The sequence below is a fragment of the Azomonas agilis genome (assembly GCF_007830255.1).
GTDB lineage: Bacteria > Pseudomonadota > Gammaproteobacteria > Pseudomonadales > Pseudomonadaceae > Azomonas > Azomonas agilis.
This window is the reverse complement of the sequence record NZ_VLKG01000001.1, coordinates 357701-374594: the sequence shown is the minus strand read 5'-3', so window position 1 is coordinate 374594 and position 16894 is coordinate 357701. Positions and strand designations below refer to the sequence as shown.

Genomic DNA, 16894 nt, shown 5'->3' with positions numbered 1-16894 from the left:
GACCATGACGTTGTTGAGTACCTACGAATCCAAAGCCCTGCTGTGCAACCTGAGCGTTAAAGGCGCTACCACCGAAGCCGGTGTTGATGCCTATCGTGGTGACTTGGTTCTGAAAGAAGGCGAAATCGCTGATGACGCGGGCCGCCGCCTGCCCCCAACTGCCGTTATTAAGCAAGCCGCCATTCTGATCAAAAACGACAAAATCGAAATGATCGCCGGTGCTTTGACTGATCTGGCCCACCTGCCGCTGATCAATGAGATGTACAAGGCGGATCTGGCTCCTAGCGTCCGTATGCTGTTCTACGTTGAAAACATCGGTAAAAAACTGATCATCGACGTTGATGGTGTGGTTTCTATGCTGCTGCCTCACGAAGAGGGCGGTGCTGTTTGGAGCCTGCTGATGGACGACCTGCGTCTGGATAAAGAAGACTTCAAAGGTCAAACTCCAGAAGACAAAGTCATCACCATTTACGAAGCTCTGAAAGATTTCAGCATCAAAGCTGAAAGCCCAAGTCTGCAGGACGCTCTGGCTAACTTCATCGTTGCCAGCCGTCGTGAGACTCGCGGCCCGGTATAAAGTTTAGCCACTTTTGGCAGACTTCTGACAAAACCCCGCGAAAGCGGGGTTTTGTTTTTAAGCATATTGTGCGCAGCAGCTCTAAGTTGGGCTTGACGAGCTGCTAAGCTGTAGTTAACGACTATAGTCTTAGTTTATTGCCTTCTAAAAACTGGTTTAGGATGCTCCCACAATCACCTAGCCCGGTGGTTTACAACCAATAAAAACAAATTGGAGAAGGGCATTTATGCGTAAAGTCTTAGTATCTCTGCTATGTACTATGGGTTTGACTTTGGTTGCGCATGCTGCTGACTTTGGTACCGCAGGCGAGGCCAAAGCTATGCTGGAAAAAGCAGTGGTAGCGGTCAAAGCAGACAAAGCAGCTGCTTTAGAAAAATTCACTAAAGGGACAGATGGCTTCAAAGATCGTGATCTTTACCCTTTCTGCGGTGGGCCGGACGGTAACTTCAGCGCGCATCCCAGCTTGGTGGGTAAAAGCCTAAAAGATCTGAAGGATAAAGCCGGTAAAGCATTCGGCGAAGAGCTGTATAAAACGGCAGCGGTTGGTACAGTAGGTGAGGTTTCTTACATGTGGCCACGTCCTGGTAGCGATGCTCCTGTTGAGAAACATGCCTTTGTAACTAAGGTGGATGATCAGGTCTGTGTAGTGGGTTACTACAAGTAATTTTCCCAACTAGTCTGTACTCTGACTTGTCCGAAACCTAGCTTTCGGACAAGTCAACTCCAGCAACAGCGGCTCTATTTTTTGCGGCTGTAAGCTCCTGCCAATCACTGCATTTTGTTCTGTTGCCTATTCTTTAACTGGTTTGGGTACGTATTCTCTGCATGTTAGTAAAACTGATCTATCTTAATTACTTAGGATCAGGTGATTGATAGCGCAGAGAATTATGTTAAAGGTATTTTTCGACTTAGATTTTCGTTGGAAGTTGGCGTTGCCCATCCTGCTCCTTGCCATGTTGCTGGCGCTCATGGGGAGTTTGGGCATGTACTCTATCGGACAATTAGTAGAAGCGAATGCTCGTTTAAGCCAAGTTTATGTACCTTCTGTAGGCTTATTGTTGAATGCAGATCGAGACTTGTATCAGGCCTTGGTTGCAGAGCGTGCTTTGGCACATGAAAATGTGCGTGGTACGCAGCTACAAGCTTTACAAAAAAATCATGTCGAGAACATTCAACAAGTACAAGACCGTGTACGGCAGTATGCTTCTTTAGGTACTAAGTCTCAGGAGGAGCGACAAAAGTTAGACGAGTTTGAGCGTTACTTTCAGCAATGGAAAGAAAATACAGAGCGCATTGTCGATTTAGCCAGTCGCGATATCACTGCTGCTGCACGTTTAAGTTACGCACAGGAAAGTAATGCGCTCTTTAGTGCATTGCGCGGAACCATTGATACCTTGGAGGATTTAGTTGAGGCCAAGGTTGAGCTAGAAACTACCCAAAGTGCTCGTACTGGAGCAAAGCAACAGTGGCAGCAAGGCCTGATACTGTCTACAGGTATCATCCTATGCATTGGCCTGATTGTCGTATTTCCAATATTGGTGACGCGCCCTCTGAATACTCTGCTTTGGCGCATTGAGCAAATAGCCGATGGCAATGGAGATTTGCGGGAGCGTTTAGAGGTTTCATCCCGTGATGAATTAGGGCGCTTAGGACGTGCATTCAACCGTTTTTTAGACAAGTTGCAGCCTTTGATACAGCAAGTGGGGCAGGTTACGCAGCAAGTGACTCTATCGGCAAAAGATTTGGCGAGTATGGCCACGAATAATGACCAATTGATTCATAACGAGCACTTAGCTATGGATCAAGTCAGTACTGCCGTTAACCAGATGACGGCGGCGGTACATGAGGTTGCTCGTAATGCTCAACATGCAGCAGATGCAGCTCATCATGCACAGCTTCGTTCACAGGCTGGTACGCAAGTGATTAATGACAGTATTCAAACCATTCGCCGACTTGCCACTGATGTTGAATATGCTTCAACCAGTATCGCAGCCCTAGAAAAAGAGACGACTAATATTGGGGCTGTGCTTAATGTGATTAAAGAAATTGCAGATCAGACCAACTTGTTGGCGTTAAATGCGGCTATTGAAGCGGCGCGTGCCGGAGAGCAAGGACGTGGTTTTGCGGTGGTCGCTGATGAGGTTCGGGCTTTGGCTGCTCGAACCCAAAATTCGACTAAGGACATCCAAAACATGATCGAGCGTTTGCAATTGGGTGTTCAGGAAACCGTAAAAGCGATGTATTCCAGCAGCCAAAAAGCTAAAGAAAGTGTTACTCAGGCAGCGAGTGTTGACGAGGCCTTAGCTGTTACAGGACAAGCAATTAATCAAATCAATGACATTGCCGCCCAAATTGCGACAGCCTGTGAGCAACAAACGCAGGTTACGGAAAATATTGCGCGTACTATGGATGAAATTCGCAGCCTATCTGATGAGATGGCTCAAACTTCTGGACGTAGTACGCAAGCCAGCCAGCGAGTATCCGACTTATCTAAAGACTTGAGTCAGTTGATGCAGCGGTTTCAGGTTTAATTAAAAAAAATCAGCGCTCTAGCGATTATCCATTAAGGTGAAGGAAGATCACTAGGCGCTGACAAGGGGGAGAGATTTTAGAGTGTTACTCGGTGACCTGATCCAGTAAGGGTTTCAAGGTACCATCAGCGTGCATGCCTTGCACAATGTCGCATCCGCCAATGAGTTCACCCTTGATGAATAATTGGGGATAGGTAGGCCAATTCGATATTTGTGGCAGTTTTTCACGAATGTGTGGTGCAGCTAGTACATTCACAAAAGCAAAGGGCTTTTGATGTTGCTTGAGTATCGCGACAACGGCCCGTGAAAAACCACACTCTGGATTATCAGGAGTACCCTTCATATAGAGGATGATCGGGTTTTCTTCGATTTGGCGGCGAATTCGCGTTGCTGTGTCCTGAGCTTGCATCTTTAGGTGCCTTTAAGTGGTGGAGCAAACGGCTAGTGTTCGTCTCCGAAGCATTCATTGTAACTAGTGCATTGTTCGCATGTAGGGGAGCGGCATACATAACTACCCTCTTGCTCGCAAAGCTGTTTATAAAAAAAACGTTTCCAGCGCATATTTTGTGTATTTTTACGCACTAGTTCTGGCACGTTGCATTCTAATAAATCACGTAGCATTTGCCGTGATTCCAATCCAAGATCGCGCCATAAGTGGTCGGTACCAAGACAAGCCGCTGTAATAACACGGGCTAAGGCTTGTTCGTTTTCTGGGTCTTTTCCTGCCAAATACGCGAGTAACAAATCCTGTAGTTGCTGCCATTCATCCTGGCGTAGTTGTAAAAGGTCTTCTCGTAGCAGATTACGTTCTTGATGCAAGGGATTTGTAGAGGGGGGATCAATGTTTAACTGTTGCGAAAGGCGCTGATAGCTAGACTGATCCAAGCCAAGGTGGTCAGGCAGACAGGTGTTTCCTAGACGCTGTGCTTGAAAGATCCGTTTGAGCCAGCGCCGATTATCTAGGGTGTTTTGGGATGGCATGGATAGCATCAACTGTTAGGGCTTGCTGTGTTTAATGACACCCGGGTGTAGGTTTACATCCTTGGTGGGTTCGCTCTCCGACTGCACAGCCATTGATGGGCGTAAGAGCCGCTGTATCAGGAGGAGTGAAACGCCCTTTACAGGGTAATTCACGGCTTAAGGTAGCTAAGTCAAAACCTGCCATAAAATGTGTGCCATACCGGATGAGAGGGCGACGAATTAAGGCAGGGTTTTTGATCATCAGTGTTAAAGCTTGCTCGGCAGTTAAGCTATGTGGGTCAAGTTCGCCGTATTTAATGGCGGGAGCTGATTGGTTAAACCATTCAGCTACCGGTTTATCGGCGAAAAAAGGCCGCAACATCTCTTCCGTCCAATGCTCGTTGAGTAAGTCCCGGACATCTAGCTCAAGGCCTGTGGCACGCAACAACTGTTTTTGTAAGCGGTTGGTGGCACAGCCTGGTTTTTCGTAAAAGACGATGCAGGACATGGGCTGAACTCCTCAGCGAGCTTGGATCTCACGCATAGCCTCGGCCAGACGCTCCGGCGGAATACCGGTGAGTGAGCCTGGTGGGTTAGCGGGTTGACCATCAGCTAATAGAATAGCCCCTTCTACGGGACAGATGCTGGCACATTGTGGATGAGCATAGTCTCCCTGGCACTCTGTACACTTGTGTGCATCAATCTCAAAAAATGTGCTGCCTTGGTAAATCGCTTGAACAGGGCAGACATCAACGCAGGCCCAACAGTTAACGCAGGACTCCACAATTTCTAATGCCATAATGCAGCTCCCGGTAAAGGCCTAAATGATTCAAGCATTGGCTTGGCAGAGTGCTTCTTCTTCGTCCAATTGTCCGGAAGCGATCATTTCGCGGTACACCGCCATGACAGCTTCCTCAATGGGTTCCATTGCGTGCTCTCCGTTGGGCTGAATGCCTGCTTTTTCCAAGTCACTCCAAGGTTCAAAGCCAATTTTTGAGCATAAAACAGCCTCACAGCCTTTAAGTGCTTTGATGCTGCCGGCCAGTGCGGATTCTTTTTCACCGCAGGTGTCATTGCCGACACAGTATTGATCTACACGGCGATGCCCGATGAAACGTACCCCTTCAGGGGATGCCTCATACACCAAAAACTCGCGGGCGTGTCCAAAGTGTTGGTTAATGACTCCAGAGCCACTGGTAGCCACGGCCATCAATACGGGGCGGTAACGCCGCGCAATTTCAGCATTTTGTGTAGTACCGGTGACTACAGAAACACCTGCTAGGCGGGCTTTCTTGGCAACTTTTTCTTCCAGCTCTTCTTTAATTGACGCATGGACGGCTGCACGTTTGACCATAGCAGCCGCGTAGTCAATCTCCATTTCTTCAACTTTATCTAGGGTGAACTCATCACCTCGATCTTCACCCAGCATACCAACGGCATCAGCACGGCATTGGCGGCAATGGCGCATCATGGCCATATCCCCAGCGCAGGCATCTTGCAGGTCTTGCAGCTCTTCTTGTGTGGGGCTGCGTTGGCCCATCACGCCGTAGAAAGTACCGTGCTCAGGTTCGGCAATCAACGGCATGACGTTGTGTAAGAAAGCGCCTTTTTCTTTAACGATGCGGCTGACTTCTTTTAGGTGTTCGTCGTTAACTCCAGGAATGAGTACCGAGTTTACTTTGACCAAAATACCCCGAGCGACCAGCATTTCCAGACCTTTTTGCTGTTGCTCAATCAGGATCTTGGCTGCTTTTACGCCACGAATACGTTTGTTGTTCCAGTAAATCCAAGGATAAATCTTGGCTCCGATCTCAGGGTCAACGCAGTTAATCGTGATGGTTACATGGTCAATATTGTATTTAACCAATTCGTCCACACATTCTGGTAAAGCTAAGCCGTTGGTGGATACGCACAGCTTAATGTCGGGCGCTTGTTCGCTCAGTTGACGGAAGGTGTCAAAAGTGCGCTTGGGATTAGCCAAGGGATCACCAGGGCCCGCAATACCCAGTACACTCATTTGTGGGATTTTGGCTGCTACGGCTTTGACTTTTTTGACGGCTTGGTCAGGCGTTAGAAGTTCGGAGACAACACCAGGACGAGATTCGTTAGCACAATCGTACTTACGGTTACAGTAGTGACACTGGATGTTACATGCAGGTGCTACGGCCACATGCATGCGTGCGAAGTAATGGTGGGCATCTTCGGAGTAGCAAGGGTGGTTTTGTACCTTCTCGCGAATGTGAGCGGGAAGATGCGCTAGAGGCGGCTGATCACCTTTGCTACCGCCTCCACAACCACCTGAGGAGGAGCAACTGCCAGTGCTGTTGCTGCCTGCTTTATCCAGTACGTTCAGCTCCATGGTTGTTCTCCGATGAAGAGTTCTGTTTTTAAAACCAAAGCATAATATGTGCCATTATTCAGAGTGGCGAGTTTAGTAGCCTCTCAGACTGTGAAGCCTGTCAGGTTTGTAGTGCAATGAACAAAGGATAGGGATGCTTTAGGTGCAATCTGTCTGCTTAGCAACAATAAAGTATTTTGTTCAAAGCAGAGCCATTATCTGCCAAGTCAATGCGCCCAATCTGGGGGCGGGTTTGGCTAAATTTGCTCAGATTTTGCGCATATGGATATTCAAAGTTTGAATACGGTAGGCAATTTGCCGTGGTGTCATACCTAATAATCGGGCTGCTTTAGCCTTTACCCAACCCGCTTGCTCCAAGGCGGCAATGACTCGCTCACGATCATCCAGCGCTTCATCGGCTAGATTTACCTCAGGTAAAGACAGGGATGAGGTTGGCATGGCTAGGGGGGGGCTGTCGTTATCCAATCCGGTTAAGGAGATCACATCACGGGTGATAGTACCGTCTTCACTCATGATGGCGGAGCGTTCCAGACAGTTTTCCAGCTCGCGCACGTTACCCGGCCAGCGGTGACTCATCAGCAGGCGGATAGCGCTATCGGTGATGGTCAACGGGCGACCCTGTTGCGCTGAGATTTTGCTCAGTAAGAAGTCGGCCAATTCAGGGATATCGGCCGTACGTTCCCGTAGCGGTGGAACACGAATGGCCATGACGTTGAGGCGGTAGTAAAGGTCTTCACGGAAGGCTCCTTTTTCTACTTCGTTTTCCAGATCGCGGTTGGTAGCTGCCACAATACGCACATTAACGCGTACCGTTTGGTTACCACCAACACGTTCAAACTCGCCCTCTTGGAGTACGCGCAAGAGTTTGGCTTGGAACATGGGTGAAATCTCGCCGATTTCATCCAAAAATAGGGTGCCGCCATCGGCTTGCTCAAAGCGGCCTTTGCGTTGTTTTACCGCCCCCGTAAAGGCCCCTTTTTCGTGGCCGAAGAGTTCGGATTCCAACAGGGTTTCGGGTAGGGCAGCGCAGTTGAGGCGCACCAACGGACGGTGAGAGCGCGGTGAGTTGTAGTGAATGGCACTGGCAATCAACTCTTTACCTGTTCCTGATTCGCCTAGGATCAATACGGTACTGTTCCATTTGGCCACGCGACGAATTTGGTCAAAGACGCGGCGCATGGAGGCTGTGTGACCGACCACCATGTTTTCAAAGCCGTATTTTGCCCGTACTTCGCGCCGAAGCTCATCACGCTCATCCGCGACTTCGCGGCCGGTTTCCAAATTGGTCGATAGGCGTACCGTTTGGGATAGCAGATTAGCTACGGTTTCCAGAAAGCGCGTCCGATCCGGTAGCAAGTTATCCGCAGGGCGACCCGGTTGAGCGGCCAATACGCCGATGGTGCGCTCTTCTGCATCCTTGATCGGAACCGCAATAAAAGGAAGTTCTAGGTCGTATAATGCCAGCCGATCTAAAAAGCGGGAGTCGGCCGAAATACGTCCAAGTACGATGCTACTCCCTTGTTTGAGTACTTGGCCGATGATGCCTTCGCCGCTGCGATAGCGCGTATTTTCGGAGGCTAAGGCTACGGTTTCGGAGTCGGTATACACCGAACCGATTTGTAAGGCCGCATTGTTGGGGTCTGCGATGGACAGCAATCCATGTTGCAGATCTAAATCATGGTGCAGTACGGATAATACCTGAGTCAGCACTTCCTCTATCTGCTGCGCCCGACACAGCGTACGAGCAATACTCGCCAGCGCCTGTAACTGGCTATCGTAAAGCTCAAGCTGAGTTGGTTGGGACGAGTAGTGTGGGGAAGTTGCATTCATGAGCGGCCCTTGCGCTGAAATCAGTTAGCCGAGAAGGGCAATTCAACAATTACTCGGCAACCATCCTGATAACCGGTGTCAAAATGCACCATCCCGGAGTGCTTGGTGACAATTTCCTGAACCATGGGAAGTCCCATGCCTCGGGCACCCCGGTGTGGTGGCTTGGTGCTGAAGAAGGGTTCAAACACCTTAACGGCCAATTCTGCCGGTATTCCCGGGCCACTGTCAGTGATTTCCATACGTACTGACTTGGCATTCTCCACACGCGTACTGATAAAGAGTTCGCGGCGGCGGATCTGGCTTTGGCTCATGGATTCAATGGCGTTATCGATCAGGTGCTTGATCATGCTACGCAGACCGCTTTCTGCACCCATAACCCATGGTAATCGGAGAGCCGGTTGCCAGTCGACAATAATACCCTGAGCCAGCAGTTGATCGGTATTCATTGATATGACTTCACGGATCAACTGGTTGATATTAACCGGAAGTTTAGCCTCTTCTAAGCGCACAGGGATGGAGCCTGATAGATTTTCCAGTGCATCTAAACCGGCAGCACTGGCTTCACGCATGGCGGCTAAAATGGGGTCGTTCTCTGCCTGATCACCTAGGCGGCGCTCTAGCATGCGGGTGGCCGCACTGATCAGGTTGACTGGGCCTTGTAAGCGGTGGATGGCACCGTTAAAGGTTTCCCGCATACCGTCCATCAGTTCTTCTTCAGCCATTAGAGCTTTTAGAGCATTCAGGCGTGAGTCTTCTTGCTTTTGACGCAACTCGGAAATGTCATTGATGGTCAGCAGCAGGTAGTGCTCGGCATTTTGTGGGAGCAGAGAGCTGTGTTCGTCCTCAATGTGAATCGCCATACCGTGGCAGGACAGCCAGCGAGATTGACGACCGCCAAAATCAAAGGAGATTTCTTTGGCGCTGAATGAGATACCTTGATTCTCTAAAGCTTCAAAAGGTGCGCCTAGATTTTCGCGCAGCAAGGTGACAAAGTCTTCTGCATTGCCTTTGGCTGCCGTTAGGTCGCGGGTGAGGCGGCAGAAGCTTGGGTTGGACAACATGACGCGGTGTTGGCGATCCAAGACCACCATAGCGGCAGGCGCGGCATTGACTACAGCCTCAATCATCAGACGTTGGCTGTTCACTCGCTGTTCCAGTTCATGCAGGTCGCTGGTATCGCGATGCATGCCTAGGTAACAAACGGGTTCACCTTGGTCGTCCAGTACTGGGGCTACGGTAAGCTCAGCCATGTATAGGCTATTGTCCTTGCGGCGGTTAGCCAACACACCTGACCAAGATTTTTTCTGCGCTAAACGGCCCCAGAGGGCTTGGTAGACCAAGCGCGGTGTGGTGCTGTTGGAGAGTACGGATTCATTTTTCCCGATGACTTCTTCCGCCTTATAGCCTGTGGTCGCACAAAATGCGCGGTTCACGTACAAAATATTGGCTTTAAGGTCAGTAATAGAGATGGCAATAGGCGCATGCTCTACCGTTTGGCGGAAGATTTCGGGTAGCAATTCCGCGTTCTCTCTGCTGGAAGATGGGGATTCGTTATTTGAAGCGGGGGTAGCCTGAGTTGTCATGCTGAGCCTCGTCATATCCACGGAAAACCAGCGAACGCGAATCGCACCTGCGCGAGGCGCGGTCGAGGGGAGGGCAGGCTAAGTGTTTTTGCAAGGAGCATGCCCTATATCCGAAAGAGGCTCATGGTAGAACGCAATCTGAACAAATCCGTCACAAAATCCCGAATAAATTACCCTTTGAGACTACATTTCTGTGCGAAATACCACAATGAAACGAAGCCTTAAATGCCTTATTGTCATAAAGCTTACAAGTCGGAGTCCAGTAGCAAATAATGGATGATGATTTTTTTATTGGTTCATTGATGTAAATCAGGATCTAGAAAGTATTGTTGTTCATTTTTGTTTCAAAATTATTCATGGCATGTTTGATGCAGCAGCCAGCACTCAGTACGCCCGCTATAGACGGGCGCCTTAAGCTTTTAGCCAATTTAGCCATAAGGTGAGGCGCTATATGGAATACCTGTTGTTTTTGATCGCCACTGTGCTGGTCAACAACGTGGTGCTGGTTAGCTTTCTAGGGCTTTGCCCGTTTATGGGGGTATCTAGCAAATTAGATCCCTCAGTAGGTCTTGGAGTTGCCACGACTCTGGTTATGACCTTGGGTGGTATCAGTAGTTGGCTGCTAGAGCATTATGTATTACAGCCATTAGGAATTGGGTTCATCCGTATTTTGGCTTATATCTTGGTAATTGCTGCCATGGTGCAGTTTATTGAGATGGCTATTAAGAAACTTAGCCCAAGCTTATACCGTGCGTTAGGCATCTATTTGCCTTTGATTACTACCAACTGTGCGGTATTGGGTGTGCCCTTGATTAGCGTGCGTGAAAATCACGACCTAGCTCAAGCTGCTTTGTTTGGCTTTGGTGCTGCCTTAGGCTTTTCTCTGATTATGGTTATCTTCGCTGGCCTGCGGGAGCGTTTAGCACTGGCTAATGTCCCTGCTGTCTTTGCGGGCGCGCCCATTGCTTTCGTTACAGCAGGCCTACTTGCTCTGGCCTTTATGGGCTTTGGCGGTCTTATCTGATCGTTTTAACTTGATGATGACTGGCTTGGGGCCAGCGAGGAGTGCTAGATGATAATGGCGACTTTGGCATTAGCACTGATGGGTGTTTTGTTGGGTGCTGCCCTTGGGGTTGCAGCGCGCTATTTTGCCGTGGCTGATGGAAATCCACTGTTTAAAGAAGTGGAGCAAATGCTGCCCGGTGGTAACTGTGGTCAGTGTGGTGTTCCAGGCTGTGGTGCTGCGGCTGTAGGCATGGTGGAAGGAACACTGCCTGTGACCTGCTGCCCACCCGGCGGTATCGGTTTGGCCGAAAAGCTGGCGAGCGTTTTGGGGGTGACTTTGGAAGCCGGAGAGATGGAGGCACCTAAGTTAGCCCGCGTTGAGGCTAGTGAGTGCATCGGTTGCACTCGTTGCTACAAGGCTTGCCCTACCGATGCCATTGTGGGGGCTACAGGACAACTCCATTGCGTATTGCTAGATGCCTGTACCGGCTGTGGCAAGTGTGTGGATGCATGCCCAGAGGACTGCATCGAGTTGGTCGCTCAAGACCCTTCATTGGATAACTGGCGTTGGTCTAAACCCCAAGCTGCCTAAGTCGCGGTCTCGCATTACCGGAGTTCACCATGTTCAATTTTGTTCGCCGCATTCAAGGTGGCGTTCACCCCGATGCGCGTAAGGATCTTTCTGCAAATCCAGAGATTACTTACCTGCCCTTGCCTAAGCGGCTGTATCTGCCTTTACGCCAGCACGCCGGTGCTGAGGCTATGCCGCTGGTAAAAGTGGGTGACAAGGTTCTCAAAGGTCAGTTGCTTGCGGCCTCGCCCTCTGAGGTTTCTGCGCCCATTCACGCGCCCACCTCTGGGGTCATCGTAGAGATTGGCCCTATTTTAGCCCCTCATCCCTCTGGCTTGAGTGTGACGGGCATTGTGTTGGAAAGTGATGGCGAGGATCGCTGGATTGAGCTAGACGCTCCGGCCGATCCTTTTGCCCTGTCTGCCCAAGTTTTGGCTGAGCGTGTGGCTCAGGCAGGAGTAGTGGGTTTAGGGGGCGCGATCTTCCCGGCTGCGGTGAAGCTAAAGCAGGGTGCCAAGCACGAAATCAAAACCGTGATCATCAACGGTAGTGAGTGCGAGCCCTACCTGACCACCGATGACCGCATCATGCGTGAGCGGGCCGCTGACATTGTAGACGGTGCGCGTTTAGTGCAGCACATTCTGCGTGCTTACAGCATCGTGATCGCTATTGAAGACAATAAGCCCGAAGCCATTGAGGCCATGAAGGCTGCCAGTGCGCACTACGGTGCTATTGAAGTGATGGCTATTCCTGCTCTGTACCCCATGGGTTCTGCGAAGCAGTTGATTTTTGAAGTAACGGGCCGTGAAGTTCCAGCCGGTGGTCGTAGTACCGATGTGGGCGTGCTGGTGCATAACGTGGGTACGGTGTACGCCATTCAACAGGCATTACGTTATGGTCGGCCTTTGATTTCTCGGGTGATGACCGTATCCGGTGCCTGCGTTAAGAACCCCAGTAACGTAGAGGTGCTGATTGGTACTCCAGCTCGTGAAGCCATAGAGTTCTGCGGCGGCTTGACCAGCACACCGGCTCAGTTAATGCTCGGTGGCCCCATGATGGGCAGTGTGATTCCTTCCTTGGATATCCCTGTCATTAAGGGCGCTACCGGTTTGCTGGCTTTAGAGCAAAATGAACTGCCGCGTAAAGAAGTAGCGCCTTGTATTCGCTGCTCTCGTTGCGTTGATGCTTGCCCTATGGGATTGGCTCCCTTAGAGATGGCGCTGTTTGCACGGGTGGATGACTTAGATCAGGCCAGCACTGCCGGCCTGCGCGATTGCATCCTCTGTGGTTGCTGTTCCTATGTATGTCCGGCGCATATTCCCTTAGTGCATTACTTCCAGTACGCCAAGGGCAAACAGGACGAGCGCCGCACTACCGAGCGTAAAAACAGCTACATCAAACAGCAGACCGAGGCGCGTGCGGCCCGTGTTGCTGCCGAAGAAGCCGCCAAAGCGGCTGCTAAAGCCGCTAAAAAAGCCGCGACCGCTAAGCCGAAACAAGAGGTGTAGTCATGAGTTCCCCGAGTATTGCAGCAGGGCCTTTTGCCCATGATCGCTCATCCGTCGATCGTATTATGCTGCAAGTATGTCTGGCCTTAGCGCCAGCGACGTTTTTTGGTTTAGTGTTATTCGGTTGGCCAGCCATCAACCTGTTTATCGTGACCTGCGGCAGCGCCATTGCAATCGAAGCGGCTTGCTTGCACCTGATGAACCAACCTATGAGCCGCTTGCTGGATGGTAGTGCATTGCTGACCGGCTGGTTATTAGCGATTTCACTGCCGCCTTGGGCTCCTTGGTGGATCGGTGTCGGTGGTAGCTTGTTTGCTATTGGCATCGGCAAGCAACTCTATGGTGGCATTGGTCAGAACATCTTTAACCCTGCCATGTTGGCTCGGGTGGCACTTTTGATCGCCTTCCCGCTGCAAATGACCACTTGGGCTTTGCCGGCTCCCTTATTCACCAGCGGCGCTCCTGGCTTCATTGAAGGTTTGCACATCACCTTCGGGGGCATGCCCTTAACGGATGCTATGGTGGGTGCCACGGCTCTGGGTGGTCTGAAAACCGAGATGACCCTAAACCGTACTGCTGAAGAAGTCCTGAATCAGAGCTTCTCGTTTTGGCCTGCCTTCTTTGGTTCTACGCCGGGTAGTATGGGGGAAACCTCCGAGCTTTTGCTGCTAGCCGGTGGTATCTGGCTGGTACTGAGAAAGATCATTCACTGGGAAATTCCAGTCACCATGCTGGGTTCTGTGTTCCTGATGGGTGTGATTGCGCAGCAGGTTAATCCTCAAGCTTATCCCGGTGGTTTCTATCATCTGGCCTCGGGTGGTTTGATCTTAGGCGCGTTCTTCATTGCCACCGATCCTGTTACTTCCCCGATTAGCCGCACGGGCCGCATCATCTTCGGCTTAAGCTGTGGTGTATTGGTGTATCTGATTCGTACTTGGGGCAACTTCCCAGAAGCTGTGGCCTTTGCGGTTCTGTTTATGAACTCCTTGACTCCGCTGATTGATCGTTACTGGCGGCCTCGTGCTTATGGTCGTAACAGCAGCGGTAAACCTTTGGTAGCTGCCAAGTGGACAAGCCAAGTCAAAGAGGTGGATAAGGTATGACTGAGAATACATGCCCTAACAGTGCTGTCCCTACTGAGCCTGCAGCACCGGGAAGTTTGAATGCCCGCATTAAGGCACGTTTAGACGAGTGGCGACCTAAGGTTGAATATCAAGGTGGTTCCTTAGGTGCCATCTGTGGATTGGTCGCATTTTTGCTGTTACTCGGTAACGTCGTGACTAAAGACCAGATTGAGCGCGAGCAAATCGCGGATCGCTTGGTGGTTTTGCGTCAGGTATTGCCGGCGGAGCTGTACGACAACAACCCTCTGACCGATGCCATGATGGTGCAAGACAACGAGCTAGGTCAGGTTGAAGTCTATCCAGCACGTAAGGATGGCAAGATTACAGCCATTGTGTTCCGCGTGAGCAATATTGGTTACGCTGGCCCTATTGACCAACTGATCGCCCTAAGTTCCGAAGGAGAAATCTTAGGAACTCGGATTTTGGCCCACAAAGAAACCCCCGGTTTAGCGGATAAGATTGAGATTACCCGCAGTGACTGGATTACCGTATTCAACGGCCTATCTTTGAAAAATACGCCCATGAAAGATTGGGGCGTGAAAAAAGACGGGGGACGTTTCGATCAATTTGCCGGTGCAACCATTACCCCCCGTGCCATTGTGAAAAGCGTCGTTCAAGCCCTGCAATTCCAAGAGCGTCAGGCCGCACGATTTACATCTGAAGAGGTTAAGCCGTGAGCGATCCCAAATTGTCTAAATATTTTACTGCGGGCCTTTGGGACTATAACGTCGCCTTTGTGCAGATGCTGGCCTTATGTCCTGCGCTGGCCGTTACCACTAGTGCTACCAATGGTCTAGGTATGGGCTTGGCCACGACTATGGTGCTCATGATGACCAACGGCATCATTGCCTCTATGCGTCACGCCATTTCGCCTGAGGTGCGTAACCCCGTGATGATTGGGGTGATTGCAGGGGTAGTAACCCTGACCGACATGATGATGAATGCCTGGATGCACGAGATGTATAAAGTGCTGGGTTTGTTCATCGCCTTGATCGTAACTAACTGCGCTGTAATGGGCCGTGCTGAGTCTTTCAGTAGCAAAAATCCCGTGGTTCCTTCCATTTTGGACGGTGCGGGCATGGGCTTAGGTTTCACCGTAGCCTTGGTCATTATCGGTGGTATTCGGGAAATCTTGGGGAGTGGAACCCTGTTTGCCCAAGCCTCGTTGCTGTTGGGTGAAAACTTCCATTGGCTGGAAATGACCATCATCCCTGACTTCCAAGGTATCTTACTGGCTATTCTGCCGCCGGGAGCCTTCATCGTATTGGGCTTTCTGCTGGCTGGAAAGCGCATTGTGGATCGAAAAATTGCCGAGCGCCGCGCCAAAACCCACGGCGAACTGGTTGTGTTGCAGTGAGGTTGGCTGAAAAATGGTTATGAAAATCTCGGTAGTTTATGCCTCACCTGATCGGCCCGTGTTGTTGAACTGCCGTGTGGAAGAAGGCTGCACCGTTAAGCAAGCGATTGAGCAATCTGGATTACTGCGCTATTGCACAGACATTGATCTGGCCAAGCAAAAAGTGGGTATATTCGGTAAGTTCACAAAACTCGATAATCCTCTGAAGGAAGGCGACCGAGTAGAAATCTACCAAAAAATCACTCGGGTGCTGGATGATGATGACGACGACGATGATTAAGCCTGAGGAGGCCGCCCATGGATAACGCCCCAAGCATGAGCCGTGACACGGCATTGCGTATCGCGCTGGCAGCCAGAGCTCTACCGAGCACCAGCGTGGGAGAGCTGTTAGAGATTTTGCATCAACAGATCAATGGGCCATTGACCGAAAAAACCCTACAGGACATTACGGTGACCGATCTTAAGATCGGTCTGGCCGGTTCTGAAGAAGATGTGGATATGCTGGATACACCCATGTCGGCTTTAAAGGATGCGGTGCGCATTCTTTGGGGCGAAACGGGGGAAGATAGTCTGCCGCAGCCTGTTAAGTTGGATGCGCTTCCCGAAGGTTCCATTCGGGTCGCCGTAGCCTCTAACAACGGGGAGCTGTTGGACGGCCACTTTGGTTCTTGCTTGCGATTTTTGGTCTACCAAGTAAGCGTTAAAGAGTGCTTCTTGATTGATGTGCGCTCCACCATGGATGCGCACTCAGCAGAAGACAAGAACGGTTGGCGCGCTGAGTTAATCAAAGACTGCCAAGTCCTGTATGTGGTGTCTATTGGTGGGCCGGCAGCAGCCAAGGTGGTGAGAGCAGGCATCCATCCGGTTAAGAAGGTCAATGGCGGCTCTGTCGCTGACATGATGGCCGAATTGCAATCCCGCATGGAAAACGCTCCGCCGCCGTGGTTAGCTAAACTGCTCGGTGTTCCAGCAGAAGAGCGTTTTGGCTTTGATCTGTCGGATGAAGAGGGTGCGGCATGACCGACAAGCGTCTACTGATCGCAGTGGCCGTTACGGAAGAGGGTCAGATTTCAAACCATGCCGGTCGCGCACAACGTTGGCAAGTGTTTGATGTCTGGCCTGAGCGCCCAGAGCCTGAGCTGATTTATACGCTGGAGTTGGAAGAGTCCAGCGTGTTGCATCTGTGGCATACCCAAACCTATCCTGAGCGCCATCCGCTGCATTTTGTTGATGTAGCCATCGTGATGACCGCCGGAGACGGAGTGATCCGTCGTTTGGGTGAGCGTGGCGTGCAATTAGTGACGACGGCTGAGTTAGATCCGCGTGTGGCGGTAAAAGCCTATCTGAGTGATACCTTGCCAGAAGGCCCGCCACACAGTGAGCATACCTGTGGTGGTGAAGGCCATAGCCACGACCACGAAGACACAGCGCATTAATTGTAATGCTGTCTTTGGCGTGAGCATAAAAAAACCCCGGCTTGCCGGGGTTT

The 16894-nt window shown here is 50.7% G+C and carries 19 protein-coding genes; 12 read left to right on the top strand and 7 right to left on the bottom strand.

Translation table 11 applies throughout. The features are described 5' to 3' along the window. The first annotated feature begins 4 nt into the window (after window positions 1-4). From LX59_RS01685 to LX59_RS01675, 3 genes are all read left to right on the top strand, one after another. A complete protein-coding gene (locus tag LX59_RS01685; RefSeq protein ID WP_144570096.1) occupies window positions 5-577 on the top strand; it encodes a hypothetical protein in 573 nt (190 codons plus the stop codon). Between the two features lie 226 nt (window positions 578-803). Further along, window positions 804-1241: a cache domain-containing protein gene (locus LX59_RS01680; RefSeq protein WP_144570095.1), complete on the top strand. Its 438-nt coding sequence runs from the start codon at window positions 804-806 to the stop codon at window positions 1239-1241. A 223-nt stretch (window positions 1242-1464) separates the two neighbouring features. Next, a complete protein-coding gene (locus LX59_RS01675) occupies window positions 1465-3108 on the top strand; it encodes a methyl-accepting chemotaxis protein (RefSeq protein WP_144570094.1) in 1644 nt (547 codons plus the stop codon). An 85-nt stretch (window positions 3109-3193) separates the two neighbouring features. On the opposite strand, the gene grxD is transcribed toward LX59_RS01675, so the two are convergent. The 7 genes from grxD to nifL all read right to left on the bottom strand — a co-directional run bounded on the left by grxD (window position 3194) and on the right by nifL (window position 9840). Beyond that, window positions 3194-3517, bottom strand: a complete 324-nt coding sequence (gene grxD / locus LX59_RS01670; RefSeq protein WP_144570093.1) for a Grx4 family monothiol glutaredoxin — start codon at window positions 3515-3517, stop codon at window positions 3194-3196. Window positions 3518-3549: 32 nt separating this feature from the next. Beyond that, window positions 3550-4089, bottom strand: a complete 540-nt coding sequence (locus LX59_RS01665; RefSeq protein WP_246118648.1) for a nitrogen fixation protein NifQ — start codon at window positions 4087-4089, stop codon at window positions 3550-3552. Window positions 4090-4120: 31 nt separating this feature from the next. Next, window positions 4121-4576 (bottom strand): ArsC/Spx/MgsR family protein, encoded by a 456-nt coding sequence (locus LX59_RS01660; protein WP_144570092.1) that lies wholly within the window; start codon window positions 4574-4576, stop codon window positions 4121-4123. 12 nt (window positions 4577-4588) lie between these two features. Next, window positions 4589-4867 (bottom strand): 4Fe-4S binding protein, encoded by a 279-nt coding sequence (locus LX59_RS01655; protein WP_144570091.1) that lies wholly within the window; start codon window positions 4865-4867, stop codon window positions 4589-4591. Window positions 4868-4897: 30 nt separating this feature from the next. After that, complete coding sequence (gene nifB / locus LX59_RS01650) at window positions 4898-6427, bottom strand: nitrogenase cofactor biosynthesis protein NifB (RefSeq protein ID WP_144570090.1); 1530 nt, start codon at window positions 6425-6427, stop codon at window positions 4898-4900. A 246-nt stretch (window positions 6428-6673) separates the two neighbouring features. After that, a complete protein-coding gene (nifA, locus tag LX59_RS01645) occupies window positions 6674-8257 on the bottom strand; it encodes a nif-specific transcriptional activator NifA (protein ID WP_144570089.1) in 1584 nt (527 codons plus the stop codon). Window positions 8258-8277: 20 nt separating this feature from the next. After that, window positions 8278-9840, bottom strand: a complete 1563-nt coding sequence (nifL, locus tag LX59_RS01640) for a nitrogen fixation negative regulator NifL (protein ID WP_144570088.1) — start codon at window positions 9838-9840, stop codon at window positions 8278-8280. A gap of 451 nt (window positions 9841-10291) precedes the next feature. Between nifL and rsxA the strand changes: the two genes are divergently transcribed. The 9 genes from rsxA to LX59_RS01595 are packed head-to-tail and all read left to right on the top strand — an operon-like array spanning window position 10292 to window position 16841. After that, window positions 10292-10864, top strand: coding sequence for an electron transport complex subunit RsxA (rsxA, locus tag LX59_RS01635; RefSeq protein ID WP_144570087.1), 573 nt, complete (start codon window positions 10292-10294; stop codon window positions 10862-10864). 48 nt (window positions 10865-10912) lie between these two features. Further along, window positions 10913-11437: an RnfABCDGE type electron transport complex subunit B gene (locus tag LX59_RS01630; RefSeq protein ID WP_144570086.1), complete on the top strand. Its 525-nt coding sequence runs from the start codon at window positions 10913-10915 to the stop codon at window positions 11435-11437. 29 nt (window positions 11438-11466) lie between these two features. Then, window positions 11467-12924 carry an electron transport complex subunit RsxC gene (gene rsxC, locus LX59_RS01625; protein WP_144570085.1) on the top strand — a complete coding sequence of 486 codons (1458 nt, stop codon included), beginning with the start codon at window positions 11467-11469 and terminating at the stop codon, window positions 12922-12924. A gap of 2 nt (window positions 12925-12926) precedes the next feature. After that, window positions 12927-14027: an RnfABCDGE type electron transport complex subunit D gene (locus LX59_RS01620; RefSeq protein ID WP_144570084.1), complete on the top strand. Its 1101-nt coding sequence runs from the start codon at window positions 12927-12929 to the stop codon at window positions 14025-14027. Beyond that, window positions 14024-14725, top strand: a complete 702-nt coding sequence (rsxG, locus tag LX59_RS01615) for an electron transport complex subunit RsxG (RefSeq protein ID WP_144570083.1) — start codon at window positions 14024-14026, stop codon at window positions 14723-14725. Before LX59_RS01620 ends, rsxG begins: the two co-directional genes overlap by 4 nt. Then, window positions 14722-15405, top strand: coding sequence for an electron transport complex subunit E (locus tag LX59_RS01610; RefSeq protein WP_144570082.1), 684 nt, complete (start codon window positions 14722-14724; stop codon window positions 15403-15405). Before rsxG ends, LX59_RS01610 begins: the two co-directional genes overlap by 4 nt. Before the next feature lie 19 nt (window positions 15406-15424). Next, window positions 15425-15685 (top strand): RnfH family protein, encoded by a 261-nt coding sequence (locus tag LX59_RS01605; RefSeq protein WP_144570243.1) that lies wholly within the window; start codon window positions 15425-15427, stop codon window positions 15683-15685. 17 nt (window positions 15686-15702) lie between these two features. Beyond that, a complete protein-coding gene (locus LX59_RS01600; protein ID WP_144570081.1) occupies window positions 15703-16425 on the top strand; it encodes a dinitrogenase iron-molybdenum cofactor biosynthesis protein in 723 nt (240 codons plus the stop codon). Then, window positions 16422-16841, top strand: coding sequence for a NifB/NifX family molybdenum-iron cluster-binding protein (locus tag LX59_RS01595; RefSeq protein WP_144570080.1), 420 nt, complete (start codon window positions 16422-16424; stop codon window positions 16839-16841). Before LX59_RS01600 ends, LX59_RS01595 begins: the two co-directional genes overlap by 4 nt. Window positions 16842-16894: the final 53 nt, after the last annotated feature.